The organism is Blastomonas sp. AAP25 (genome assembly GCF_001295965.1).
GTDB classification, from domain to species: Bacteria; Pseudomonadota; Alphaproteobacteria; order Sphingomonadales; family Sphingomonadaceae; genus Blastomonas; species Blastomonas fulva.
Genome location: NZ_LJHP01000008.1, coordinates 64,523 through 89,279, shown reverse-complemented (window position 1 = coordinate 89,279; position 24,757 = coordinate 64,523). Strand labels below are relative to the sequence as shown.

The following is a 24,757-nucleotide window of genomic DNA, read 5'->3' as shown; positions in this document are numbered from 1 at the left end:
CAAGGCAGGGTCGACAAGGCGACCAACACATCGGCAAATCACTTACCGTCACCCCCGCGAACGCGGGGGTCCCGCTTCTGCGCAACCCTACAGAAAAAGCGGGATTCCCGTGTTCGCGGGAATGACGGAGAGGACTCAGCCGGGGCTGTTCTTTCCCAGATAGCGGGTGAGCTTGTTGTTGCCCCGCATCGTCGAACGCTCGGGGTGCATCACGTCATAGACCACGGCGTTCTCGAGCACGCGCTGGACATAGTTCTTGGTCTCGAAGATCGGGATCTTCTCGACCCATTCGACGATGTCGATACCGCCCATGCGCGGATCGCCATTGGCGCGCAGCCATTTGTTCACATTGCCGGGGCCTGCGTTATAGGCCGCCACCGCAAGCGGATAGCTGCCGCCGAAATAATCCATCATGCGCGCGAAATAGCCCGCGCCCAGCTGGATATTGTACTGCGTGTCGTCGGTCAGCGCGCCGATCGAATAGCTCAGCCCCATCTTGCCCGCCTGCTCGCGCGCGGTGCCGGGCATCAGCTGCATCAGCCCGCGCGCGCCGGCATGGCTGACCGCGTTCTGCGCATACTGGCTTTCCTGCCGAGTGATCGCGTGGATCATGGTCCAGTTGTTCTGGAAACCCGGCGGCACCGGCATCTGCGGGAAGGCGAGCGACTGGAGGTCGTCCACGCCCTTGGTGCGTGCCGCCTGGCCGACGATCACTGCAAGGTCGCGGCGCCCGATCTGGCGTGCAAGTTCTGCGGCCATCACATGCTCTTCGGGTGTTTTGGCAGAAGCGGCGACAGCTCCGAAGAAGCGCCGCTGGGTCGGCCAGTCGCCGCTGCGCGCGATGACCTGCGTCGCCTGCACCAGCGAACTTGCATTGAAGCGTCCACGCTCGACCGCGCTCACCTGCACGCGCGGCGCCTCGGCGAACGGGGCAATCGCGCGGCCCAGCCGCTCGGTGGCAAGCTGGCCGTAATAATGATCGGGATAGGCGGCGGCCATCTCGAAATAGCGGGTCGCCTGCGTCGTGTCTCCGGCAACAGCCGCAGCGCGTCCGGCCCAGTAATAGCCCTTGGAGCGGGTCTGCGGGGTGCGCGCGCCGCCACCATAACGCGCGAACATGCCGATGGCATCGCGCGGACGACCGAGATTCTGCAGCGCCACCGTTCCGGCGAGCCAGGTCAGGCTGGTGTAATCATCGCGCACGCCCAGGCTCTCGTCCGAGATGTCATGGCCATCGGGAAACGCATCGTCGACCCTGGAGGCGATGTCGAAGGCAGTGCTGTACTGGCCGTCATTGTTCGCCGCGCGCGCCTGCGCCAGCAGCGTCTCGTACCAGGCCTCGGGGTTCACCGGGCGATACTGCAGCGGCGGGCGGGTGGCGAGCATCGTGCGCGCCATGCCCCAGTTGCCGCTGTCGTTCAGCCTTTTGGCGCGCTGGGCGATATAGCCTGCATCGCGCATCGCCTCTGCTCCCAGCGATCCGGCCAGACTGTCGGCATCGGGCAGGTTCTTGAGCATGGCAAGGCGCGCGGCAAAGATTGCCCGGCGCTCGGGCGAGACGAAGCCGAACTGCTCCTCTGCATCGGGCGTTGCCCTGGCCCAGAGCAGCGCGTCCATCCGCGCGTCATGATCGGCTAGCGAGAAGCCCGTGCCGAACAGGCTGAACAGCCGCATCTTGTCTTCGGGCATCATGGTGCCGCCGCGCCAGGCCCTGGCGGCCTCGGCGCGCGCAGCCTCACGCTGGCCGACCGCATCGAGCGCCACGGCATAGCGCGCGCGGCCGACATTGGTCAGCGGCGCGAAGCGGGTGAAATAGGCGACCACCTCCTGCGGCGCGGCGGGGCTGATGCCCAGCGCCTGCTCGGCGCTGCGGCGCAGTTTGTCCTCATCGGGCCAGCCGGGGTTCGAAATCAGGAAGCTCGCGAACGTGGAGAAAGTGTAGTTGTTGGGGCTGGTGGTCAGCGAACGCCAGTTGGCGATGGTGGCCGACATGTCGGCGGGCATCGACTGCAGCAGCTGCGCGCGCGCGCGGTCCCAGTCGCTGCCGTCGCCGGATCGGCTCATCGGCGCGCTGCTGGCCGCATAATCGGACGATTGATCGCTTGCCAGGCAAGCGGCAGGGACACCCAGCAAGGGCAGGGCGATGAGTGCGGCAGTGCTGCGCGCAATTGCAATTCGTGAAACCATGCTGGACATCATGCGCTTTCGATCCTTATCAGGCGCTGAACACACAGCTATGTGCGTCTCGCAATCTTCTTGCCTGATTTGCGGGCGAGGTAAAGGAGCTACCCGATGTTTTCCGGCTCAATTCCGGCCCTTGCGACCCCGTTCCGCGACGGATCGTTTGACGAGCCCGCATTTCGTGCCCTGATCGACTGGCAGATCGAGAACGGCAGTTCCGGTCTGGTCCCGTGCGGCACCACCGGCGAGGCCGCGACGATGTCGATCGAGGAGCATGATTACATCGTGCGCGTGTGCGTCGAGCAGGCCGCCGGGCGCGTTCCGGTGATCGCCGGCTGCGGATCGAACGACACCAAGGTTGCCATCGGCCACATGCTCAACGCCAAGGCCGCCGGCGCCAGCGCGGCGCTGGTCGTGCCGCCTTATTACAACCGCCCGGGCCAGGACGGCGTGCGTGCGCATTTCAAGGCGCTGACCGAGGCGTGCGACCTGCCGATCATGCTCTACAACGTGCCCGCGCGCACCGTCACCGACATCAAGGTCGAGACGATGGCCAAGTTGTCGCGCTTCCCCACCGTCATCGGGGTCAAGGATGCCACCGGTGATCTCGAGCGCGTGAGCGCCCAGCGCGCGCAGTGCGGCAAGAAGTTCTGCCAGATGTCGGGCAATGACGAGCTTGCGCTGGGCCACCGCGCGATGGGCGGGGTGGGCTGCATCTCGGTAACCGCAAACGTCGCCCCGGCGCTGTGTGCGCAGTTCCAGGCGGCGCTCGCCAAGGGTGATTACAAGGCGGCGCTGGCGCTCAACGACCGGCTGTATCCGCTGCATTCTGCGATGTTCTCGGATGCCTCGCCCGGCCCGGTCAAATATGCCATCAACCGCGTGCGGCCCGATTTCCTGCCCGATCTGCGGTTGCCGATGACTCCGCCTGACAAGAAGAGCCGCAAGGCGGTCGATGCCGCCCTGGTTCACGCCGGGCTTATTTGATGGCGCGGCCCAAACCGGAAGCCTTTGACAAGCAGAAGATCGTCGCCGAAAACCGGCGCGCGCGCTACGACTACGCCATCGATACGGTGTACGAGGCAGGCATCGCGCTGACCGGAACCGAGGTCAAGGCGCTGCGCTCGGGCCAGGGCTCAATCGCCGAAAGCTATGCCGAGGTGAAGGACGAGCAGATCTGGCTGATCAACTCGAACATCCCCGAATACAGCCATGGCAACCGCGAGAACCACGAACCCAAGCGCCCCCGCAAGCTGCTGCTGCATTCGCGCGAGATCAGCAAGCTGCACGGCGCGGTCAACCGTCAGGGGATGACCCTGGTGCCGCTCTCGGTGTTCTTCAACGGCCGCGGCCGCGCCAAGGTCGAACTTGCGCTCGCCAAGGGCAAGAAAGCCCCCGACAAGCGCGCCGCGACCAAGGAGCGCGAATGGAAACGCGACCAGGGCCGCATCATGCGCGACAAGGGCTAGCACCTGCCTGCAAGTCGCAGGTGGAGCGCGATGCTCGTGTCGGGCTCCGATCATCGAAAAAAGCCGTCGGTTCGTGACATGACGTGCGCCAGATCACGCAGGTCCGCTATGGGCTGTGCTGCAAGGGGTCGCTACCGATTCGCGCCGGAATTGGGTAAACGTCGTTTTAATCCATCATGGGCTATGGCCTTTTGCTGCGGTGTTCCCACATGGGGCATCGACGCTGGCGTAGCGATCGATAAGGGCACAAGGGTTTGGAGTTGACTGAGGGCCGGTTCAGCCGCTGGGTGGGACGCAATCTGCCGACGCGCGAGAGCATGGAGCAGAACCGCTTCATCAAGCCCTTTGCCGCGCGCGTGCTGCGCTCTGAACTGTGGCGCTTTACCCGGCGTTCGGTGCCGCGGGGCGTCGCCCTTGGCGTTCTGGTCGGCGTGATCATCCCGCTGGGCCAGATTTTTGCCGCCGCGCTGCTGGCGTTGCCAGTGCGCGCCAACGTGCCGGTGGCCGGGCTGACCACCTTCATCACCAATCCCTTCACCACGCCGCTGTTCTGGCTGGCAAGCTATCATATCGGCAGCTTCATCCTGCGGATCGATGCAACCACTTATGGCCAGCCGGTCGCCACCGCGCTCAACCAGCCGCATGTCGAAACCTGGATGGAATGGCTGACGGGCGCTGCCTCGATCACCGCCTTCGGGCTGGTCGTGCTGGCGGTTGTGCTCGCTGCGATCGGCTATCTTGCCAGCGCCATCGGCTGGCGGGTGTGGATCGCCGGCAAAAGGCGCCGCAGGCTGACGCGGGTGCGGCACTCCTGATCGCAACATCCTGCACCTGAGCCGCATCTGCAATTTGTAACGCTGCGCAACTTGCGCTAGCGTCACCGCCTTGCAGGCGGGGCCCTACGGCCGCGCAGGGGGACCCGACGACCTTGACCACCACCCGTGCCCGACCCGACCTTGACTGGCCGGAATGGTTGCCCGCACTGCCCGATCCCGATGCACCCGATGCCCGCATCACCGCGCTGATCATTGTCGGCGCGCTGGTTCTGAGCGGCGGTTTGATCTGGCTGGCGCTGGGCGACTGGGTACCGCTGATGCTGTTTGCCGCGGGCCTGGTCGGGCTTGCCTCGCTGATCATGGTGTATCGCCGCCAGTTTCCCGCACGAGTGCAGGTGCAGGCCGCGCTGCCCGACTGGTCGGTCACCCATGCCGCAACCGATCACCCCGTCATCGCGATCGCGATCACCGACGAGGCCGGGCGGATGATCTGCGCCAACCAGCGCTTTGTCGACCTGTTCGGCTCAGAGGTAGTTCCGCCCAAGCTGCCGTTGGCGGGGCAGGGGGGAGATTTGCTGGCCGAGGCCGGGCGTGCCGCCTGGCGCGACGGCCATGGCGGCGCTGCAGGGCTGGTGACTGCAGGTACCCGGATCGATGCAGCGGTTCAGCGGGTGGGCCGCGGGCAGGATTATCTGCTGTGGCGGTTCGAGCCGGTGCAGAAGTTCGATCTCGCGCTCGAGGCTGATCAGATGCTGGCGGGTCGTCCTGGCCGGGCGCTGGGCGAGGGTGGTTTCATGGCCGCAGCGATCAGCCCGGAAGGCCGCATCCGCGCTGCCAACAGCGCCTTTGCCGCGCGCGCCGCGGGCGCCGAGGCGGGCAATGTCGTGGGGCGTGATCTTGCGAGCTTCCTGCGCGCGGACGAACGCAACCGCATCTATTTCGAACGCGAGGGGCGCAAGGGCGTTCCGCTCAGGCTGTTCCATCTGCCGCTGGTCGATCCGTTGCACACCACCGATCCGGAGGAGCGCGAGAAGGCGCCCGCGCTGGTCGTGCTCATCGATGAAGACGCCAGCGGCATGGATAAGGGCACCGCGCTTGGCTATGTCCAGAACCTGCTCGGGCTGCTGCCGGTGGGGCTGGCGATGACCGATCGCGACGGGCGCTTCCTGTTCGCCAACGATGCCTTTATCCGCGCCGCCGGAATCACCGAAGGCACGCTGCCACCCTATCCGGGCGATCTGGTGGTGCGCGAGGACAAGGGCGCGCTGGCCGATGCGGTGCGCCGGCATGCCAGCGGCCAGGCGATGTCCGCCGATGTCGCGCTGCGGCTGCGGCACCAGCCCGACGAGCCGGTGACGCTGTCGCTGGCAGGGCTGCGCGGCATGGGCGATGCTGCGGTGTTGCTCTCGATCAAGGACAACTCCGAGGAAAGCCGTCTCAAGCGCCAGGTCGCGCAGGCCAGCAAGATGCAGGCGATCGGCCAGCTCGCAGGCGGCGTTGCGCATGATTTCAACAATGTGCTGACCGCGATCATCGGCCATTGCGACCTGATGCTGATGCGGCACAGCCCTGGCGACAGCGACTATGACGACATCCAGCAGATCCGCAGCAACTCCAACCGCGCCGCCTCGCTGACCCGGCATCTGCTCGCCTTCTCGCGCCAGCAGACGCTGCGTCCGCAGGTGCTGCAGCTGCCCGATATCGTCTCGGACACCTCAGAGCTCTTGAAGCGGCTGATCGGCGAGAAGATCGTACTCGAGGTGCAACACGACCGCAATCTGGGCCCGGTGCGTGCCGATCCGGGGCAGCTCGAGCAAGTCATCGTCAATCTTGCGGTCAATGCGCGCGATGCGATGCTCGCCAAGCGCCCGCCGGGCGGCACGCTCACCATCCGCACGCGCAAGATCACCGCTGCCGAAGTGCGCGCGATGGCGAGCGATATCCTGCCCGCCGACGATTACAGCGCGATTCTGGTCGAGGACAGCGGGGTGGGCATCCCGCCCGATGTCCAGGCGCGGATCTTCGAGCCGTTCTTCACCACCAAGGATGTCGGCAAGGGCACAGGCCTTGGGCTCTCCACCGTCTATGGAATCGTCAAGCAGTCTGGCGGCTACATCTTCGTCGATTCGGAAACGGGCAAGGGGACGACCTTCTCGATCTACTTCCCCGTCTATCGCGGTGGCGCGGTCGAACAGCGCAGCCGCAAGCCGGTCAAGGTCAGCGCGGGCCAATGGGGCAATGCCCGGCTGCTGCTGGTCGAGGATGAGGACATGGTTCGCGCCGTCGCAGAGCGTGCGCTGACCCGTCAGGGCTTCACCGTCGTCACTGCCACCGATGGCGAGGACGGGTTGGAGCGGCTCACCGACAGCGGCCCGTTCGATCTGGTGGTCAGCGATGTCGTGATGCCCAATCTTGATGGCCCCGGCATGGCGATGGAGATGCGCAAGCGCATGCCCGGCCTGCCGATCCTGTTCATGTCGGGCTATGCCGAGGAGACGCTGCGCCAGAGCATCTCGATTGACCAGGTCCATTTCCTTCCCAAACCGTTTTCGGTTGCGCAAATCGTCGATGCCGTCCACGGCGCGCTCGCGGCCGCGGCCACACCGACAGACTGAAAGAACGCCCCCAACCGTGCCTGAACCCCGGACATTCCTGATCGCCGAAGACGAGGCGATGATAGCCATGCTGCTCGAGGACTTTCTCGACCTTCTGGGACACAAGGTGGCGCATATCGTCGCCAGCCTGTCCGATGGGCTCGATGCCATCGCCAGCGGCGGGTTCGACGCCGCGATCCTCGACGTCAATCTGGCGCAGGACAAGTGCTGGCCGCTAGCCGATGCGCTGGAAGCTGCAGGCATCCCCTATATCTTTGCCACCGGCGGCGGCGATACCATCCCGCCGCTGCATGCCGACGCGCCGACGCTCGCCAAGCCCTACTCCACCGCCTCGCTCGAAGCAGCGCTGGACCGACTGGGATAAATTCGTTCCGGTCTTGCTTTTCTGATGATGTTCCCTACTTGTTCCAGGAGAACAAATCATATACATCACTGAGTCGTTGCACCCGATGGCGGGAGCAACTAGGCAAGGGAGGCGTGGCAATGGCCGGGCAACTGAAACTCATCCAGACCGAAAAAGAGGCGAAATCCATGGACAGGCAAAAGGCGCTCGATGCAGCGCTGGCACAGATCGACCGGGCCTTCGGCAAGGGATCGGCGATGCGGCTGGGCTCCAAGGAGGCGATGCAGGTCGAGGCGATTTCGACCGGATCGCTGGGCCTGGATATCGCGCTGGGCGTTGGCGGACTGCCACGTGGCCGCGTGATCGAGATTTACGGGCCGGAAAGCTCGGGGAAAACCACGCTGGCGCTGCACGTGATCGCAGAAGCGCAGCGCACCGGCGGTACGGCCGCGTTCGTCGATGCCGAACACGCGCTTGATCCCGTCTATGCCAAGAAGCTGGGCGTCAACATCGACGAACTGATCGTTTCGCAGCCCGATACCGGAGAGCAGGCGCTCGAGATCGTCGACACGCTGGTGCGTTCGAACGCGATCGATGTGCTGGTGGTCGATTCGGTCGCGGCGCTGGTGCCGCGTGCGGAAATCGAGGGCGAGATGGGCGACAGCCATGTCGGCCTGCAGGCGCGTCTGATGAGCCAGTCGCTGCGCAAGCTGACCGGATCGATCAGCCGCTCGCGCTGCATGGTGATCTTCATCAACCAGCTGCGCATGAAGATCGGCGTGATGTACGGCAACCCGGAAACCACCACCGGCGGCAATGCGCTCAAGTTCTACGCCTCGGTGCGTCTCGACATCCGCCGCACCGGCCAGATCAAGGACCGCGACGATATCGTCGGCAACACCACCCGTGTGAAGGTGGTCAAGAACAAGGTCGCGCCGCCGTTCAAGCAGGTCGAGTTCGACATCATGTATGGCGAGGGCATCTCCAAGATCGGCGAAATCCTCGATCTGGGCGTCAAGGCCGGGATCGTCGAGAAGTCGGGCAGCTGGTTCAGCCATGATTCGGTGCGGATCGGGCAGGGGCGTGAAAACTCCAAGACGTTCCTCAAGGAACACCCCGAAATGACCGAGAAGATCGAGGCGCTGATCCGCGGCCACAAGGACAAGGTCGCCGAGGAAATGATGACGGGACCCGATGCCGAAGATGGCGAAGGCGACGATATGTGAGCCGCCGCGGCGGTCCTTCGAAGCGCTGATGGCGCCGAGAGGGGCTGCTGGCTGACGATGGTCATGAAACGGAAGAAGCACAGGCAAGGGCGGTGCGGCACACAGGCCGCGCCGCCCTTTCATTTTTGCGCACATAACGCTTCAATCTCGCTGCAACTCGTCTTATGTCGCAAGCCATGACATCGACAAACGACATAAGGCGTTCATTCCTCGACTATTTCGGGGGCAATGGCCACGATATCGTGCCTTCGGCACCGCTGGTTCCGCACAACGACCCGACGTTGATGTTCGTCAACGCCGGGATGGTGCCGTTCAAGAACGTCTTCACCGGGCTTGAACAGCGCGCCAACCCGCGCGCGACCTCGTCGCAGAAATGCGTCCGCGCCGGTGGCAAGCACAACGATCTCGACAATGTCGGCTACACCGCGCGGCATCACACCTTCTTCGAGATGCTGGGCAATTTCTCGTTCGGCGATTATTTCAAGGAAGAGGCGATCCACCACGCCTGGACCCTGGTCAACAAGACCTGGGGCCTCGCCGCCGACAAGCTCACCGTCACCGTCTATCACACCGATGACGAGGCGTTCGATCTGTGGCGCAAGATCGCAGGCCTCCCTGAAGACCGCATCATCCGCATCGCGACCTCGGACAATTTCTGGTCGATGGGCGATACCGGGCCGTGCGGTCCGTGCAGCGAAATCTTCTACGATCATGGCGATCACATCTTCGGCGGCCCTCCGGGCTCGCCGGACGAGGACGGCGACCGGTTCATCGAGATCTGGAATCTCGTGTTCATGCAGTATGAACAGCACGCCGATGGCAGCCGCACCAACCTGCCGCGCCCGTCGATCGACACCGGCATGGGCATCGAGCGGCTCGCTGCGGTGATGCAGGGCGTACACGACAATTACGACATCGACCTGTTCAAGGCGCTGATCGCGGCATCGGGCCAGGCCACCGGCACCCATACCACAGGCGAGAACCAGGCCAGCCACCGCGTGATCGCCGATCACCTGCGCGCCACCTCGTTCCTGATCGCCGATGGCGTGCTGCCTGCCAATGAAGGGCGTGGCTATGTGTTGCGCCGGATCATGCGTCGCGCGATGCGTCACGCGCACATTCTGGGCGCCGCCGATCCGCTGATGCACCGGCTGGTGCCGACCCTGGTCGCGGAAATGGGCCAGGCCTTCCCCGAGCTCGGTCGCGCACAGCCGCTGATCGAGGAAACGCTCGAGCGCGAGGAAACCCGTTTCCGCCAGACGCTCGACAAGGGCTTGAAGCTGCTTGACGAGGCCACCGCCGATCTCGGCGAGGGCGCAGTGCTGGCGGGTGAAACCGCGTTCAAGCTCTACGACACCTTCGGTTTCCCCTATGATCTTACCGAAGACGCGCTGCGTTCCAGAGGGCTTGGCGTCGATCGCGCCGGGTTCGACACCGCAATGGCCGCGCAAAAGGCTGCTGCGCGCGCCGCGTGGAAGGGCTCGGGCGAGGCGGCTTCGGCGGATATCTGGTACGACATCGCCGAACGCGAGGGCGGCACCGAGTTCACCGGTTATACCGCCACCGAAGGCGAGGCGCAGGTCGTCGCACTGCTGCGCGATGGCGCCGAGATCGTTTCGGCCAGCGAAGGCGACACCGTTACCATCCTGGTCAACCAGACGCCGTTCTATGGCGAAAGCGGCGGCCAGATGGGCGATGCCGGGCGGATCACTTCGCTTGGCGGTCTCAAGGCCGTGGTCGATGACACCTCAAAGCCGCTTGGCCGTCTGCACGCGCACCAGGCGCGGGTCGAGGCGGGCAGCATTGCCGTTGGCGATACCGTGCATCTGGTGGTCGATGTCGCACGGCGCGATGCGCTGCGCGCCAACCACAGCGCCACCCACCTGCTTCACGCTGCGCTTCGCAACCATCTGGGCGGGCACGTCACCCAGAAGGGATCGATGGTCGGTCCCGACCGTCTGCGCTTCGACTTTTCGCACACCAAGGCGCTCTCCGATGCGGAGATCGCCGCGGTCGAGGCCGAGGTCAACGCCGAGATCCGCGCCAACGAGGCTGTCACCACCCGGTTGATGACCCCCGACGATGCGGTCAAGGCGGGCGCGCTGGCGCTGTTCGGCGAGAAATATGGCGACGAGGTCCGCGTGCTCTCGATGGGCCGCGCAATCGACAAGCATTATTCGGTCGAACTGTGCGGCGGCACGCATGTCCGTGCGCTGGGCGACATCGGCATTTTCCGCATCGTTTCGGAAAGTGCGGTCTCGAGCGGCGTGCGCCGGATCGAGGCGCTGACGGGCGAAGGCGCGCGGCAATGGCTGGTCGGGCGTGACGAACGGCTCAAGGCGATCGCGGCCCTGCTCAAAACCGCGCCCGACGAGGTCGAATCTCGTATCGCTGCCTTGGTCGACGAGCGGCGAACGCTCGATCGTGAGTTGGCCGAAGCGCGCAAAGCGCTGGCGCTGGGCGGCGGTTCGGGCAAGGCCGGGCCTGCGGTGGAGAGCATCGGCGGCGTGAGCTTCATCGCGCAGGTCATCGAGGGGCTGGACCCCAAGGAACTTCGCGGGCTGCTCGATCAGGCGAAGACCTCGCTGGGCTCGGGTATCGCCGCGATGGTCGCGATCAACGATGGCCGCGCGGCCTTTGCCGCTGCGGTCACCGATGATCTGGTCGGCTCGTTCAGCGCGGTCGATCTTGTCCGCGCCGGTGTCGAGGCGTTGGGCGGCAAGGGCGGCGGCGGCCGACCCGACATGGCGCAGGGCGGCGGGCCCGATGGATTGCAGGCGCAAGCCGCGCTCGATGCGGTGCGCGCGGTCATCGCTTCGGTAAACGCGCCGGCAGCCTGATTGCTCGGGTGTATGATGGTCCCCTGCGAAGGCAGGGACCCATCTTGTTGCACCTGAACTCTGCCCATTGTCGGATCGGCATCAAACCCGAGCGGTGCGCCCCTTTAAACAGGCAAGCGCGATTTCGAGAGAGCACGAGATGGGCCCCTGCCTTCGCAGGGGAACCGTAAAGTTCAGCGCAACAAAAAAGGGCTGCAAACCGATCGGTTCGCAGCCCTTTTAATAATTACGAAGCGGATCGGAGCGATCAGCCCTTCTTGAGCGACAGTCCGCCGAAACGCTTGTTGAAGCGTGCAACCTGGCCGCCTGCGTCCAGCATGCGCTGGTTGCCGCCGGTCCATGCCGGGTGCGAGGTCGGATCGATATCCAGCTGCAGCGTGTCGCCTTCCTTGCCCCAGGTCGAGCGGGTCTGGTAGACGGTGCCGTCGGTCATCTTGACGTTGATCATGTGATAGTCGGGATGGATATCGGTCTTCATAAGTTTGGTCCTCGTCAAACGGCTGGTTCCAACCAGCCTGCAGGATGAATGGGAAGCGGCGCGCATAACGGGCTGCTCGCCCGAAAGCAAGGGTTTTGGCGTAGCCGGCCGATCAGGCGGGCGGATCGGCGATCATCGCGGTGAAGCTGACTTCGCAGGCCAGCTTGCCGTTCATTTCCGCGCGCGCCTTGAACTTGCACACCTTGGCGCGCTTCTGTTCAAACTCGGCGTGGAGATCGAGCAGCACGCCGGGTTCCACCGGAACCCGGAACTTCGCGCCATCAATCGCCATGAAATAGACGAGCTTGCCCGAACCGGCCAGGCCCATCGATTCGACCGCGAGAATGCCAGCAGCCTGCGCCAGCGCCTCGATGATCAGCACGCCGGGCATGATCGGACGGCCAGGGAAGTGCCCCTGGAAGAAGGGCTCGTTCATGCTGACGGCCTTGATCGCGTGGATCGACTGGTCCTTGTCCAGCCGGGCCACGCGATCAACGAGCAGCATGGGATAGCGGTGCGGAAGCGCCGCCAGCACCTTCAGGATGTCATAGGGATGCTCGCCGTCGGTCATGCCGCGATGCTCCGGAAATTACCGGCCTTCGGGCTGCTGCGCGGCAGGCGCTGCCGGTGCTGCAGCGGCACCGCTGGCAGCGGCCTGACGGGCCTGCTGTTCACGCTGCGCGCGGGGCAGCCAGCCCTGCGGGGGAACCAGCTGCGCGGTGGGAATGGCAGCGTTCAGCTCGGCGGTGATGTCCTTGGTCAGGTCGTAGGCGTCGTTGTGCGCGAGGGTCGATCCGACTTCGAAGACAACGCTGATCTTGCGCTTGGTCATCGCTGCACGAACGGCCGCGTCGAACTTGTCGCTGATCTGCTCGAGAACATACGCTTCCGACAGCGCGACGGGCTGCAGGATTTCCTGGACTTCCTGCGAACCCTGTTCGCGAAGACCCTGGATCTGGCCGAGCTGCTGTTGCAGGGCTGCCTGATTGGCCTGGGCGTTGGGCGCCTGGACGTCGGCGTTGAACTTGGTCACCAGCGGCTCGAGCTGCTGGCGGATCTGGTTCGACTTGGCCTGGGCCGCATCATACTGCGCCTTGTAGGTGGTCGGGCGTGCAGCGTTGGCGTTCACGAACGCAGCCGATTCCACGACGGCGCGGCGCTGATCGGCAATGCCGATTCCCTGCACGGTCTGGGCCATGGCAGGCGCGATGACGCCCGAAGCAACGGTGCCAAATGCCATCAGAGCTGCGGCGGTGCATTTCAGAAGAGTTTTCATCAGAACTGAGTCCCTACGTTGAATGTGAACAGACGGGTGTCGTCGCCCGGCTCCTTGAGCAGGGCACGGGCAATATCGATGCGGAACGGGCCGAATGGCGAGTTCCAGTTGACGCCAAAGCCCACGGAAACGCGCGGCTTGGGCGAATCGCCGAAGAACCTTTCGGTGAAGGCAAGGCTGGGGGTGTTGGGCTGGCCATTGGCGTTCACCGCATTGGTGGTCACCGCAATCGCGCCATTGGCATCGACCGTGAGATATTGAAGCGCGCCGGTCACCGGGTCGCGGTTCTGCGGGGTCTGCAGCAGAGGCTGGACCACACCGAATACCGCGCCGGCATCGACGAACACCGAAGGCCGCAAGCCCAGTTCGCGCGCGCCGCTGCCCAGCGGAATGTCGAGCTCTGCACGCGCCAGATAGTAAGACCGTCCACCGAGCGCGTCGTCGACCCGGTTGCGCCGTTCGGTCACGATCGTGTTGACGATCTGGCCGTTGACGATTTCCGGATTGAAGCCCGAACGGATGACGCGCGGACCGACACCGCGGATGTCGAAGCCGCGGATCTGCGGCTGGCCCAGGAAGAAGCGGTCGGTCAGGCGGATATCGTCGATACCCTGTGCCGGGGTCCCGCGGTTTTCGAAGGCCATGATATGGCCGCCTTCTGCCGCGACGGTGAAGATGAAGCCGCTGCGGCCGATCCGCCAGTGCTTGGAGGCGTTGAGACGGGTGCGCAGATAGCTCACCGCGCCGCCAAGTCCGGCAAAGTCCTGCGACAGCGTGATGTTCTGGCCACGCGTCGGGCGGATGCGGTTGTCGCGATCGTCATAGATCAGCGAGTAGCCGATCAGCGACGTCGTGCGCTTGCCCAGGTTGTCGCACAGGAAGAAGCCGGCGCGAACGGGATCGCACTCGAGCGTGCCGTCGCCGTTGAGATCGGAGAAGAACTGGTCGCGATCCAGCGTCACGTCATCGACGGTCAGCGAGTAGCGCAGCAGCGCCGACACATATTCGGTCAGCGGCACGCCCAGCCGGAACGAGGCGCCGGTGGTCAGCTGCTCGAAGGTGGTGTTGCGCGAGTTGCCGACGAAGTTGAAGCTGTTGAGATCGCGGCGGAAGATGTCCGCACCGAACGAGATGTTCTTGTCGAACACATAAGGTTCGGTGAAGCTGAGGTTGATCCCCTGCGAGAAGCGCGAATAGTTGACGCTCGCGCCGACCGTCTGGCCCTTGCCGCGGAAGTTGCGCTGGCGGATCGAAGCCTGCAGGATGAAGTTCTCGATCGACGAGAAACCGGCGGACAGCTGGAGCTCGCCGGTCGCCTTTTCCTCGACGTTCGCTTCCAGGATGATGCGGTCAGGGGCGCTGCCCTGCTTCTGTTCAATCTCGAACTTTTCCTGGAAATAGCCGAGCGAATTGATGCGGTTTTCCGAGCGCTTGACCAGGAAGCTGTTGAACGCATCGCCTTCGTTGAGACGGAACTCGCGCCGGATGATCTTGTCCTGGGTCAGCGTGTTGCCGTTGATGTCGATCCGCTCGACATAGACGCGCGCCGATTCCGCGAGCTCGAAGGTGATGCCCATGGTGAGCGTTTCACGGTCGCGGTTGAAGTTGGGCCGCACATCGGCAAACGCATAGCCGAACAGGCCTGCGGTCTCGCTGAGTTGCTCGACCGTGTCTTCGACCAGCTTGGCATTGTACCAGTCGCCGGTCTTCATCGACAGCTGGGCCTTGAGGCCTTCTTCGGAGAAGTCGCGGATCTGGCTTTCGACGGCCACGTCGCCGAACTTGTAGCGTTCGCCTTCCTCGACCACATAGGTGATGATGAAGTCGCGCTTGTCGGGCGTCAGTTCGGCAACGGCGGAGATCACGCGGAAGTCGGCATAGCCCTGGGTCAGATAGAACTGACGCAGCTTTTGCTGGTCGAACGCCATCTTGTCCGGATCATAGGCATCGCCCGAGCTGAAGAAGCGATAGAAGCGAGACTGCTTGGTGACCATTTCACCGCGCAGCTGGCCATCGGAAAACTTCTCGTTGCCCAGAATGTTGATCTGGCGGACCTTGGACTTGGGTCCTTCGGTAATTTCGAACACCACATCGACGCGGTTCTGGTCCTGCTGGACCATCTTCGGCTCGACGGTCGCAGCAAAACGGCCCTGTCGTTTGTACAGCTCGATGATGCGCGCGACATCGGCGCGCACCTTGGTACGGGTGAAGATCTGGCGCGGAGACAGCCGGATTTCGGGAAGGATCTTGTCGTCCTTAATCCGCTTGTTGCCTTCGAGGATCACGCGGTTGATCACCGGGTTTTCCTTGACGTCGATCACCACCGCACCGTCGTTGTTGCGGATCGAGACATCGGCGAACAGCTCGGTCTCGAACAGGTCGCGCAGAGCCTGGTCGGCCGCGACCTGGGTGTAGATGTCGCCCACGCGCAGCTGGATATAGGAGCGGACGGTATCCGCCTCGATCCGCTGCGAGCCGTTGACGGTGATCGACCGGATCTGCTGACCCTGGGGCAGCACGGGTGCGGGAACCGCAGCAGGTGCAGCCGCAGGCGGCGCAACCGGTCCGGTGGTCTGGGCAAACGCTGCAGTCCCCGCAAGTATCGTAGACCCCAGCAACAGGCCCAGGGCTCGCACGCCAATGGCGATTTTCTGTTCAGATTTCACGGAAAAAGACCCACCCTAAGCCATAAAACACATCAGACGGTCCCTGTAGATGCCGTCCGATAACCCGCCCCGGTGCGCAAACCCCTGCATCATCCGCCGCAATCAATCAACCAGTCTTTCAGCCCAGCAGGCCGAAGGACGCCAGATCGTTTACGGTAACGAACACCATCAGCGCCAGCACTGCTGCCAGACCCGACCGGAATGCCCATTCCATCACTCTGGGGTTCGCCGGCTTGCGCCGGATCGCCTCAACCGCATAGAACAGCAGATGTCCGCCATCGAGCATGGGGATTGGCAGCAGGTTGATGAACCCCAAGTTAATTGAAATCAGCGCGATGAAGAAGATGAAGTCATCCAGTCCCGCCGAGAGCTGTTCGCCGGAAACCTGCGCGATCTTGAGCGGCCCGCCCAGCTCGGCGACCGAGCGGCGTCCCGTGATGACCTGGCCCAGGGTCGCAACCATCAGCTGCACGATGTCGCCGGTGCGCTGGACGGCAACCACCGGCGCCTCCAGCAGCGACACGGGGCGAACCACGGGCTTGGCCGACATGATGCCCAGCCGCCCGATGCGGTATTCGTTGTCGAAGCGATCCTTCTGGATCTCGACGCCGATCGGGAAGCTGAATTCGCGTATTGCACCATCGCGTTCGGCGCGCATGGTGATCCGCTCACCGGGACGATGGGCAATCTTGCGGCCGACCTCGTCGAACCATTCGACCGCCTCGCCGTCGATCGAGACGATCTTGTCGCCCGGCAGCAGCCCTGCTTCGGAAGCGGCGGAAGAGGGGAGCAAAGCGGCGACCACCGGCGGGGTCACACTCTTGCCATAGGCAAAGGCGAATCCGGCGAGAATCAGGATAGCGAACAGGAAGTTGATCGCGGGGCCTGCAAACACGATCAGTGCGCGCTGCCACAATGTCTTGGACTGGAAGGTGCGGTTGCGCTCTTCCGCCGGGAGCGCGACCCAGTCGGGATTGGCGCGGCTGGAAGGATCCATGTCGCCTGCAAACTGGACATAGCCGCCCAGCGGCAGCATCCCCAGCTTCCAGCGGGTGCCGCGCTTGTCGGTCCAGCCGGCGATCTCGCGGCCAAAGCCGATCGAGAACGACTCCGCCTTCACCCCGAACCAGCGTCCGACCAGATAATGGCCCATCTCGTGAACGAAGACGAGTGGCCCGAGCACGAGCAGAAAGGCGAGGACGGTCAGCAGGAATCCGGGGTTTTCGCTCAATGTCAGTCCTTAGGTCTTGATCGCTGCAGCCGCGATGGTCCGCGCTTCACTGTCGATGGCCAGCACATCCTGCAGGCATTGCGGCGCAGGCGGGGTATAACCTGCCAGCACCTGCGATACAATTGCGGCGATATCGAGAAAGCCGATGCGTCCGGCGAGGAAGGCGGCGACGGCAATTTCGTTGGCGGCGTTGAGAATCGCCGGCGCGCCGCCACCTGCGGCAATCGCCGCGCGGCAGATGCCGGGGCCGGGGAAGCGTTCATCGTCCAGCGACTCGAAGGTCAGCTGGCCGATGGTCGCCAGATCCAGCGGCGCGCACTGCGTGGCGATCCGCTGCGGCCAGGCGAGCGCGCTGGCGATGGGGATCTTCATGTCGGGCGATCCCAGCTGCGCCAGCGTCGAGCGGTCGCGGTATTCGACCATCGAGTGGATCACCGATTGCGGATGGACGAGGATGCGGATCGCATCGAGCCCGACGGGAAACAAATGGTGCGCCTCGATCAGCTCGAGGCCCTTGTTGAACATCGTGGCGCTGTCGACCGAGATTTTGGCGCCCATCGACCAGTTGGGGTGCGCGACAGCCTGATCGGGCCGCGCGAAACGCATCTGCTCGGATGTCCAGGTGCGGAACGGTCCGCCGCTGGCGGTCAGCGTGATGCTTTCGACCTCGTCGATGTTTCCGCCCGCAAGACACTGAAAAATCGCGTTGTGTTCGGAATCGACGGGGAGCAGCGTGGCCCCGCTGGAGCGCGCGGCCTCGATCATCAGCGCGCCCGAAGAGACCAGCGCCTCCTTGTTGGCGAGCGCGACCGATCGACCGCGCAGCAGGCTGCGCATGATCGGGGCAAGCCCTGCACAGCCGACGATCGCGGCCATCGTCCAGTCGGCATCGATATCTGCCGCATCGAGCAGCGCCTGCGGCCCCGACCAGGCCTGGATGCCCGACCCTTCGAGCGCATCGGCCAGCGCGTCGTGCTGCGCAGGGTCGCCGATGACCGCGACCTCGGCGGAGAATTCACGCGCCAGCCGCGCAAGACCCTGCGCATCGCTGTTCGCGGTCAATGCGACCACGCGATAGGCGGCGGGGTTCAGCCGGACGAGATCGAGCGTCGAGGTGCCCACCGATCCGGTGGCACCAAAGATGCTGATGCTGCGCGGAAACGCAGACGGCGGCGGCACAGTCCTGCCGGAGGAGAGCATGTTGGGTCGCGACATATGAAAGACTATCCTAGCGCCCAAAACGCATTGCCTGCAACCAGCAGTGCGACGACCGGCGCTACCGGGACCAGACCGTCCACACGATCAAGGATGCCGCCATGGCCGGGGATCAGCGTTCCCGAATCCTTGACACCGGCCTGACGCTTCAGCCAGCTCTCCAGAAAATCACCCATTTGCGCGATGATCGCCAGCGGCGCGCTTGCCAGTACCAGCACATAGGGCAGGGCAAACTGGGTGTGCATGAACAGCGCGAAACCCAGCGCGGCGATCATGCCACCGGCAAGCCCCGCCCATGTCTTGCTCGGGCTAATCGACGGCGCAATCTTGGGCCCGCCGATCCCGCGCCCGGCAAAATAGGCGCCGACATCAGTCGCCCAGACGGTCGCCATCGTCCAGAAGGCGAGCAGCAGTCCGTTGTCCTGCTGGCGCAGGTACAGCAACGCCATCACCGGAAGCGCGCAGTAGAACACGCCCCAGGCCAATTTGAAGCTGCGATCGATCGTGGCGATGAAGAAGGCGCCGCCGATGATGAATCCGAACGACAGGAAGCCCGGGCCATCGGCGAAGGGCGAAAGCATCGACAGCGAGGCCATCAGTGCCAGCATGGACAGCCGCCTGCGCTCCAGCCGCCCGACCAGGCCCGCCCATTCGTGCTGCATGGTGAGCGCGCCCGCCATCAGCAGCAGCCAGAACGCGACGCCGCCCAGCCACAACGCGACGCCGGCAATGGCCACCAGCACCACGCCGGACAGGGTGCGGACCGCCAAATCATTGCCGAACAGCGAGCGGCGGACGGGGTCAGCGGCCACCAAAACGCCTTTCGCGCGCGGCGAACGAATCCAGCGCCGCTTTCAAGGCCGCGCCGTCGAAATCTGGCCAGAGCATGTCGGTGAAATACAGCTCGGCATAGGCTGCCTGCCACAGCAGGAAATTGCTCAGCCGCTGTTCGCCGGATGTGCGGATCAGCAGATCGAGCGGGGGCAGGTCGGACGTGTCGAGCGCGGCTTCGATATGCGCGGTCTGGATCGCTGCGGGGTCGAGCTCGCCCCTGGCGGCGGCCCAGGCCAGCGCCTGCACCGCGCGCAGCATTTCGTCCTGCGCGCCATAATTGAGCGCGATGGCCAGCGTCGTGCCGGTGTTGGCGGCCGTGCGGTCGACGACATCGTCGATCATCTCGACCAGATCGGGCGCCAACGCCTTGTAATTGCCGATGATCTTGAGCCGGACATTGTTGGCAATGAACTCGTCGACATCGGCGCGGATGAAATGGCGCAGCAGACCCATCAGGTCGGCCACCTCATCTTCGGGCCGCTTCCAGTTTTCGGACGAGAACGCGTACAGCGTCAGCGCCTCCAACCCCATGTCTCGTGCGGCGCGTACCGTGGTACGGACCGCCTCGACGCCCTGCTTGTGGCCGATGAAGCGGGGAACGCCGCGTTTCGCGGCCCAGCGGCCATTGCCATCCATGATGATGGCGGCATGGCGCACGCCATGCCCGGGCACCCCGTCTGCATGCAGATGAGAGGCTGCCTCCTGCACGGCCTTGGCCTGAACAGCCTTGGAATGTTTGGGGCCGGAGCGGAAGATCACTGACCCAGAATTTCCTTTTCCTTCTGGGTGGCGGCGGCGTCGGCCTGCGCGATGATCTCATCGGTCAGTTTTTGCACTTCGGTCTCGAAGCGCTTGCGCTCGTCCTCGCTGATCACGCCCTTCTTCTCGTCGGTCTTGAGCGAATCCATGCCGTCGCGGCGGACATTGCGGATCGCGATGCGGGCCTTTTCGGCATATTGTCCGGCGAGCTTGGCGAGTTCCTTGCGGCGATCCTCGGTAAGGTCGGGGATGGGCAGGCGCAGCGTCTGGCCGTCCATGATCGGGTTGAGGCCGAGGCCGGCCGAGCGGATCGCCTTGTCGGCGGGGCCGACGTTCGACTTGTCCCATACCTGCACCGAGAGCATGCGCGGCTCGGGCGCCGAGACGGTGGCGATCTGGGTCAGCGGCATGTGCGAACCATAGACTTCGACCGTCACCGGATCCAGCAGCGCCACATTGGCGCGGCCGGTGCGCAGGCCGGACAGATCGCCCTTCAGCGATTCCACCGCGCCGTTCATCCGGCGCTCAAGGTCTTTCTTGTCAAACTGTGCCACAGGTTCAGTCCTTCTGATGTACGGTGGTTGCCGTGCCCTGGCCGCTGAGAACGCGGGCAAGGTTGCCCTGTTCGCGGATCGAGAACACGACGATGGGGATGGAATTGTCGCGGCACAGGGCCACGGCGCTGGCGTCCATGACCTTCAGATTGTCTTGCAACACTCGGTCATAACTCAATGTATCGTAACGCACCGCGTTCGGATCCAGCTTGGGATCGGCGTTGTAGACGCCATCGACGCTGGTGCCCTTGAGCAGCGCATCACACTTCATTTCGGCAGCGCGCAGAGCCGCGCCGGAATCGGTGGTGAAGTAAGGAGCCCCGACGCCGGCTGCGAAGATCACTACGCGGCCCTTTTCGAGGTGCCGCTGTGCCCGGCGGCGGATCACCGGCTCGCACACCTTGTCCATCTCGATCGCGGATTGCACGCGGGTTGGGACGCCGAGCTGCTCGAGTGCGCTCTGCATGGCCAGGGCGTTCATCACGGTGGCGAGCATGCCCATATAATCGGCCTGCGCCCGGTCCATGCCCTTGGCAGCGCCGGCCATGCCTCGGAAGATATTGCCGCCGCCGATGACCAGGCAGATTTCAAGCCCGGTATCCTTTGCCGCCTTCACTTCGCCCGCCATGCGGGTCACCGTGGCCGGATCGATGCCGTACTGGCCGTCGCCCATCAAGGCTTCCCCCGACAGCTTCAAGAGGATGCGGCGATAGGAGGGGATGGTCATGGTTTTTCCGGTGATGAAGGCTAATCGGGCGCACAGGGGCGACGCGTGGCGCGCACCATAGTCAGTGGTTGCGCGACTGCCAAGCACGTTTGGCAGCCAGCTCTGGCGTGGTTGGTGGCAGGTGCCAGATCGAGACGCAAACGGCGGACAGCGCGAGGCTGCCCGCCGTTTTCATGGGCGTTGGCGCCGGGTCTCTTACAGACCGGCGGCTGCTGCCACTTCTGCAGCAAAGTCGGTTTCTTCCTTCTCGATGCCTTCGCCGAGCTGGAAGCGGACATAGTCCTTGAGCGTGATCTTGCCGCCCGCGTCCTTGGCGGCCTTGGCCACCACGTCGGCGATCGGGGTCTTGTTGTCGATCACGAACAGCTGGCTGAGCAGCGCGTTTTCCTTGCCGAACTTGGCGATCGCGCCATCGACCATCTTGGCCTGCACTTCGGCGGGCTTGCCGCTTTCGGCAGCCTTTTCCTCGGCGATCTTGCGTTCGCGCGCGATCATCTCGGCATCCAGACCATCGCTGTTCAGCGCCAGCGGGAAGGCAGCGGCAATGTGCATGCCGATCTGCTTGCCCAGCGGCTCCAGAATGTCAGCCGACACATCGCCTTCGAGCGCGACCAGCACGCCGATCTTGCCGAGGTTCGGCGCAACGGCGTTGTGCATGTACGAAACGACGGCACCCTGAGCGACCGAGACGGTCTTGATGCGACGGATCGACTGGTTTTCGCCGATGGTGGCGATCGAGTTGGTCAGCTTTTCGCCGACGGTTTCGCCATCGGGATAGGGAGCGGCCTTGAGCGTGTCGACATCGTCACCGGTGGACATGGCAACCGACGTCACCTTGCGGACGAAATCCTGGAACTGTTCGTTCTTGGCGACGAAATCGGTTTCGCTGTTCACTTCGACAGCGACGCCCTTGAGGCCTTCGACCTGGATGCCGACGAGGCCTTCGGCTGCGGTGCGGCTCGACTTCTTCTGCGCGGTGGCGAGGCCCTTGGCACGAAGTGCGTCGACGGCGGCTTCGATGTCGCCATCGGCTTCGGTCAGCGCCTTCTTGGCGTCCATCATGCCAGCGCCGGTGCGCTCACGCAGTTCCTTAACATTAGCAGCGGTTATAACAGCCATGTTCATGTTCCTTGTCTTGAAATATGGTTGCAGGGGCCACAGGTGCGGGCCAGTGCCCGGCCCGTAGCCCCTGCATGTGTCAGTTTTGCGAAGTAAGCGGGTGAGCGATGGCTCGCCCGATCACATCAAGCCGTCCGATCAGGCAGCCGGAGCTGCGTCGCCGGTTTCTTCCGGGGTCGATTCAGCACCGGTGAATTCGGCAGCCGAAACTTCCGGCTCGGCAGGTGCTTCTTCAAGCGCTGCTTCGGCTGGCGGTTCGGCCATCGCGCCGACGTCCTGGCCCGATTCGACCACGGCACCGGTGCGGCCCTTGGTGGCAGCAGCGGCGATGGCATCGCAATACAGGCGCACGGCGCGCGCTGCATCGTCATTGGCGGGGACGGGGAAGGCGATGCCCTGCGGATCGACGTTCGAATCGAGGATCGCGATCACCGGGATGCCAAGCACGTTGGCTTCCTTGATGGCGAGATCTTCCTTGTTGGCGTCGATCACGAACATAACGTCGGGAATGCCGCCCATGTCGCGGATGCCGCCAAGCGAAAGTTCCAGCTTGTCGCGTTCGCGGGTCAGCTGCAGGACTTCCTTCTTGGTGAAGCCCGAGGTGTCACCGGCGAGCTGCTCTTCGAGCGTCTTGAGGCGCTTGATCGAACCCGAGATGGTCTTCCAGTTGGTGAGCATGCCGCCCAGCCAGCGGTGGTTGACGAAATGCTGGCCGCTGGCGCGGGCCGCATCGGCGATCGGCGACTGTGCCTGGCGCTTGGTGCCAACGAACAGAACCTTGCCGCCAGCCTGGACGGTGGCCGACACGAACTCGAGAGCGCGCGCGAACAGCGGCACGGTCTGCGACAGGTCGAGGATGTGGATGCCGTTGCGCGCGCCGAAGATGTACGGCTTCATGCGCGGGTTCCAGCGGTGGGTCTGGTGACCGAAGTGTGCTCCAGCTTCGATAAGCTGCTGCATCGTGACGACAGGTGCCGCCATAAGCTAATTCCTTTCCGGTTGTGCCTCTGGAAGACGGGAACCTGCTGGACATGCCCTCAAAGGGCCGCCGGGGCACCGGTATGTATGTCTTCCATGTGGATTGACTGCGGCACTGCGCCACAGACGAGCGCGCCCTTAAGCTCTCATCGGAGCGAAATCCAGCATTTTATGGCGCGCGGGGACATTTTTCCGCTTGACGGAACAGAACGTAGGTGGAACAAAGGGCAAACAAACAGGGTTAACCCGCCACCCGACCGGGGTTTTGGGAACCTGGGCTTGTCCACAACGTTATCCACATGTTCCCGCATCCGGTCTGGACCGCAAGCGGGTGAGGCCGAGGAAAACTTGCCATGGTTGCTGTCATCACCGCCCTGTTTTTCACCTGCGCAGCGGCATTTGCCGTGTTTACGATCAACCGATCGCTCACGGGCTCGGTCGACCGGATCGACGCGCTGTTTGCGCAGTATCGCGCCTTGGGAGATGATCGCGTCGTGACGGGCGGAATGCGTCCGGCGGTGCGGTTCAACCCCGCACCCGCACCCGACTTTGCACCGCGCACGGTCGTTGCCCTGCCGCGCAAGGCGGCAATGGTCGCTCAGGTCAGCCCTGCTGGCTGGCGCGCTGCCGCCTGACCTTGGAATATGACCGGATGCCGAAGGGGATCAGGGTCAGATAAACCACGCAGATCGCGGTGAGAGTGATCCACGGCATGGTCAGCAGTGACGCGGCGGTGAGAGCAAACAGCGCCAATGCCTCAAGCCTGATGTTCTTGCGCAGCCGCAGCGATGACCAACTGAAGGTCGCGACGTTGGAGATCATCAGGAACGCAATCAGCAGGATCCACGGGGCGACCACCGTATAGTGGCGAAGTTCCTCGATCCCGGTTTCCATCCACAGATACAGCGGCAACATGGCCAGCCCGGCGCCAGCGGGTGCGGGCACACCAGTCATGTAGCCGGCGGACTTGTGCGGCTGGTCTTCCAGATCGATCTGGGCGTTGAAGCGGGCAAGACGAAGCGCGCAGCACACCGCCAGCGCGAGCGCGATCAGCCAGCCGAACCGCGGCAGTTCGTTGAGCGACCACAGGAACATTAACAGCGCGGGCGAGACACCGAAGGCAATGGAATCGGCAAGCGAGTCCAGTTCCGCACCAAAGCGGCTCTGTGCTTTCAGCATACGGGCCACACGGCCGTCGATCCCGTCAAGCACGCCTGCAAGCACTATAGCGCCCGCGGCAAGCGGCCATATGCCATCCATGGCAAAGCGGACGCCGGTGAGGCCGCAGCACAAAGCGGTCGCGGTGATCGCATTGGGCACCATCGCGCGCAGCGTCAGCCCCTCGCGCAGCCGCAGCCGCCTGCCGGCAAGATAGCGGATCGGGCCGCGCCGTCCGCGGCGTTCCAGAGGATCGGGATCGGTCATGCCAGAATATCCTTGGTCGGCGCAGGGCAGGCGGGGAGGGCGGCG

22 protein-coding genes are annotated in these 24,757 nt (G+C 64.1%); 8 read left to right on the top strand and 14 right to left on the bottom strand.

Features of this window, described 5'->3' with window-relative positions; all coding sequences use genetic code 11:
• Positions 1–135: 135 nt before the first annotated feature.
• Positions 136–2,196, bottom strand: a complete 2,061-nt coding sequence (locus IP68_RS08705; protein ID WP_082382257.1) for a lytic transglycosylase domain-containing protein — start codon at positions 2,194–2,196, stop codon at positions 136–138.
• Between the two features lie 96 nt (positions 2,197–2,292).
• On the opposite strand from IP68_RS08705, the gene dapA reads away from it, so the two are divergent.
• From dapA to alaS, 7 genes are all read left to right on the top strand, one after another.
• Positions 2,293–3,168, top strand: a complete 876-nt coding sequence (gene dapA / locus IP68_RS08700) for a 4-hydroxy-tetrahydrodipicolinate synthase (RefSeq protein ID WP_054134589.1) — start codon at positions 2,293–2,295, stop codon at positions 3,166–3,168.
• Positions 3,168–3,650 carry an SsrA-binding protein SmpB gene (gene smpB / locus IP68_RS08695; RefSeq protein WP_054134588.1) on the top strand — a complete coding sequence of 161 codons (483 nt, stop codon included), beginning with the start codon at positions 3,168–3,170 and terminating at the stop codon, positions 3,648–3,650. The genes dapA and smpB overlap by 1 nt, the downstream gene beginning before the upstream one ends.
• Positions 3,651–3,910: 260 nt before the next feature.
• On the top strand, positions 3,911–4,465 hold the full coding sequence (locus IP68_RS08690; protein ID WP_369814836.1) for a DUF2062 domain-containing protein: 555 nt from the start codon (positions 3,911–3,913) through the stop codon (positions 4,463–4,465).
• 158 nt (positions 4,466–4,623) lie between these two features.
• The gene (locus IP68_RS08685) at positions 4,624–7,041 is read left to right on the top strand and encodes a PAS domain-containing sensor histidine kinase (protein WP_082382234.1); all 2,418 of its coding nucleotides are present in this window, start codon (positions 4,624–4,626) and stop codon (positions 7,039–7,041) included.
• A 16-nt stretch (positions 7,042–7,057) separates the two neighbouring features.
• Complete coding sequence (locus tag IP68_RS08680; RefSeq protein WP_054134587.1) at positions 7,058–7,405, top strand: response regulator; 348 nt, start codon at positions 7,058–7,060, stop codon at positions 7,403–7,405.
• Positions 7,406–7,524: 119 nt separating this feature from the next.
• Positions 7,525–8,610 (top strand): recombinase RecA, encoded by a 1,086-nt coding sequence (gene recA, locus IP68_RS08675; RefSeq protein WP_054134586.1) that lies wholly within the window; start codon positions 7,525–7,527, stop codon positions 8,608–8,610.
• A gap of 176 nt (positions 8,611–8,786) precedes the next feature.
• The gene (alaS, locus tag IP68_RS08670) at positions 8,787–11,450 is read left to right on the top strand and encodes an alanine--tRNA ligase (RefSeq protein ID WP_054134585.1); all 2,664 of its coding nucleotides are present in this window, start codon (positions 8,787–8,789) and stop codon (positions 11,448–11,450) included.
• A 247-nt stretch (positions 11,451–11,697) separates the two neighbouring features.
• Here alaS and rpmE read toward each other — a convergent pair whose 3' ends face one another.
• The 12 genes from rpmE to rpsB form a co-directional block, all read right to left on the bottom strand.
• Positions 11,698–11,928, bottom strand: coding sequence for a 50S ribosomal protein L31 (gene rpmE, locus IP68_RS08665; RefSeq protein WP_054134584.1), 231 nt, complete (start codon positions 11,926–11,928; stop codon positions 11,698–11,700).
• Positions 11,929–12,040: 112 nt separating this feature from the next.
• Positions 12,041–12,499, bottom strand: coding sequence for a 3-hydroxyacyl-ACP dehydratase FabZ (gene fabZ / locus IP68_RS08660; RefSeq protein ID WP_054134583.1), 459 nt, complete (start codon positions 12,497–12,499; stop codon positions 12,041–12,043).
• Positions 12,500–12,517: 18 nt separating this feature from the next.
• Complete coding sequence (locus IP68_RS08655; RefSeq protein WP_054134582.1) at positions 12,518–13,204, bottom strand: OmpH family outer membrane protein; 687 nt, start codon at positions 13,202–13,204, stop codon at positions 12,518–12,520.
• Positions 13,204–15,870: an outer membrane protein assembly factor BamA gene (gene bamA, locus IP68_RS08650; protein WP_082382233.1), complete on the bottom strand. Its 2,667-nt coding sequence runs from the start codon at positions 15,868–15,870 to the stop codon at positions 13,204–13,206. The genes IP68_RS08655 and bamA overlap by 1 nt, the downstream gene beginning before the upstream one ends.
• A gap of 118 nt (positions 15,871–15,988) precedes the next feature.
• On the bottom strand, positions 15,989–17,101 hold the full coding sequence (gene rseP, locus IP68_RS08645) for an RIP metalloprotease RseP (RefSeq protein ID WP_054134581.1): 1,113 nt from the start codon (positions 17,099–17,101) through the stop codon (positions 15,989–15,991).
• Between the two features lie 9 nt (positions 17,102–17,110).
• Positions 17,111–18,316 (bottom strand): 1-deoxy-D-xylulose-5-phosphate reductoisomerase, encoded by a 1,206-nt coding sequence (gene dxr / locus IP68_RS08640; protein WP_082382232.1) that lies wholly within the window; start codon positions 18,314–18,316, stop codon positions 17,111–17,113.
• 8 nt (positions 18,317–18,324) lie between these two features.
• Positions 18,325–19,131 (bottom strand): phosphatidate cytidylyltransferase, encoded by an 807-nt coding sequence (locus IP68_RS08635; protein WP_054134580.1) that lies wholly within the window; start codon positions 19,129–19,131, stop codon positions 18,325–18,327.
• Entirely contained in the window at positions 19,118–19,786 is a 669-nt protein-coding gene (gene uppS, locus IP68_RS08630) for a polyprenyl diphosphate synthase (RefSeq protein WP_231683883.1), read from the bottom strand. The genes IP68_RS08635 and uppS overlap by 14 nt, the downstream gene beginning before the upstream one ends.
• A 119-nt stretch (positions 19,787–19,905) precedes the next feature.
• A complete protein-coding gene (gene frr, locus IP68_RS08625) occupies positions 19,906–20,463 on the bottom strand; it encodes a ribosome recycling factor (RefSeq protein ID WP_054134579.1) in 558 nt (185 codons plus the stop codon).
• A 4-nt stretch (positions 20,464–20,467) separates the two neighbouring features.
• On the bottom strand, positions 20,468–21,190 hold the full coding sequence (gene pyrH / locus IP68_RS08620; protein ID WP_054134578.1) for a UMP kinase: 723 nt from the start codon (positions 21,188–21,190) through the stop codon (positions 20,468–20,470).
• A gap of 195 nt (positions 21,191–21,385) precedes the next feature.
• Complete coding sequence (tsf, locus tag IP68_RS08615; protein WP_054134780.1) at positions 21,386–22,309, bottom strand: translation elongation factor Ts; 924 nt, start codon at positions 22,307–22,309, stop codon at positions 21,386–21,388.
• Between the two features lie 138 nt (positions 22,310–22,447).
• Complete coding sequence (rpsB, locus tag IP68_RS08610) at positions 22,448–23,290, bottom strand: 30S ribosomal protein S2 (RefSeq protein ID WP_054134577.1); 843 nt, start codon at positions 23,288–23,290, stop codon at positions 22,448–22,450.
• Positions 23,291–23,640: 350 nt separating this feature from the next.
• Here rpsB and IP68_RS08605 point away from each other — a divergent pair, with 350 nt between their 5' ends.
• Positions 23,641–23,922, top strand: a complete 282-nt coding sequence (locus IP68_RS08605) for a hypothetical protein (RefSeq protein WP_054134576.1) — start codon at positions 23,641–23,643, stop codon at positions 23,920–23,922.
• On the opposite strand, the gene IP68_RS08600 is transcribed toward IP68_RS08605, so the two are convergent.
• A complete protein-coding gene (locus IP68_RS08600; protein ID WP_054134779.1) occupies positions 23,891–24,610 on the bottom strand; it encodes a phosphatidylcholine/phosphatidylserine synthase in 720 nt (239 codons plus the stop codon). The genes IP68_RS08605 and IP68_RS08600 overlap by 32 nt on opposite strands.
• Between the last annotated feature and the right edge of the window lie 147 nt (positions 24,611–24,757).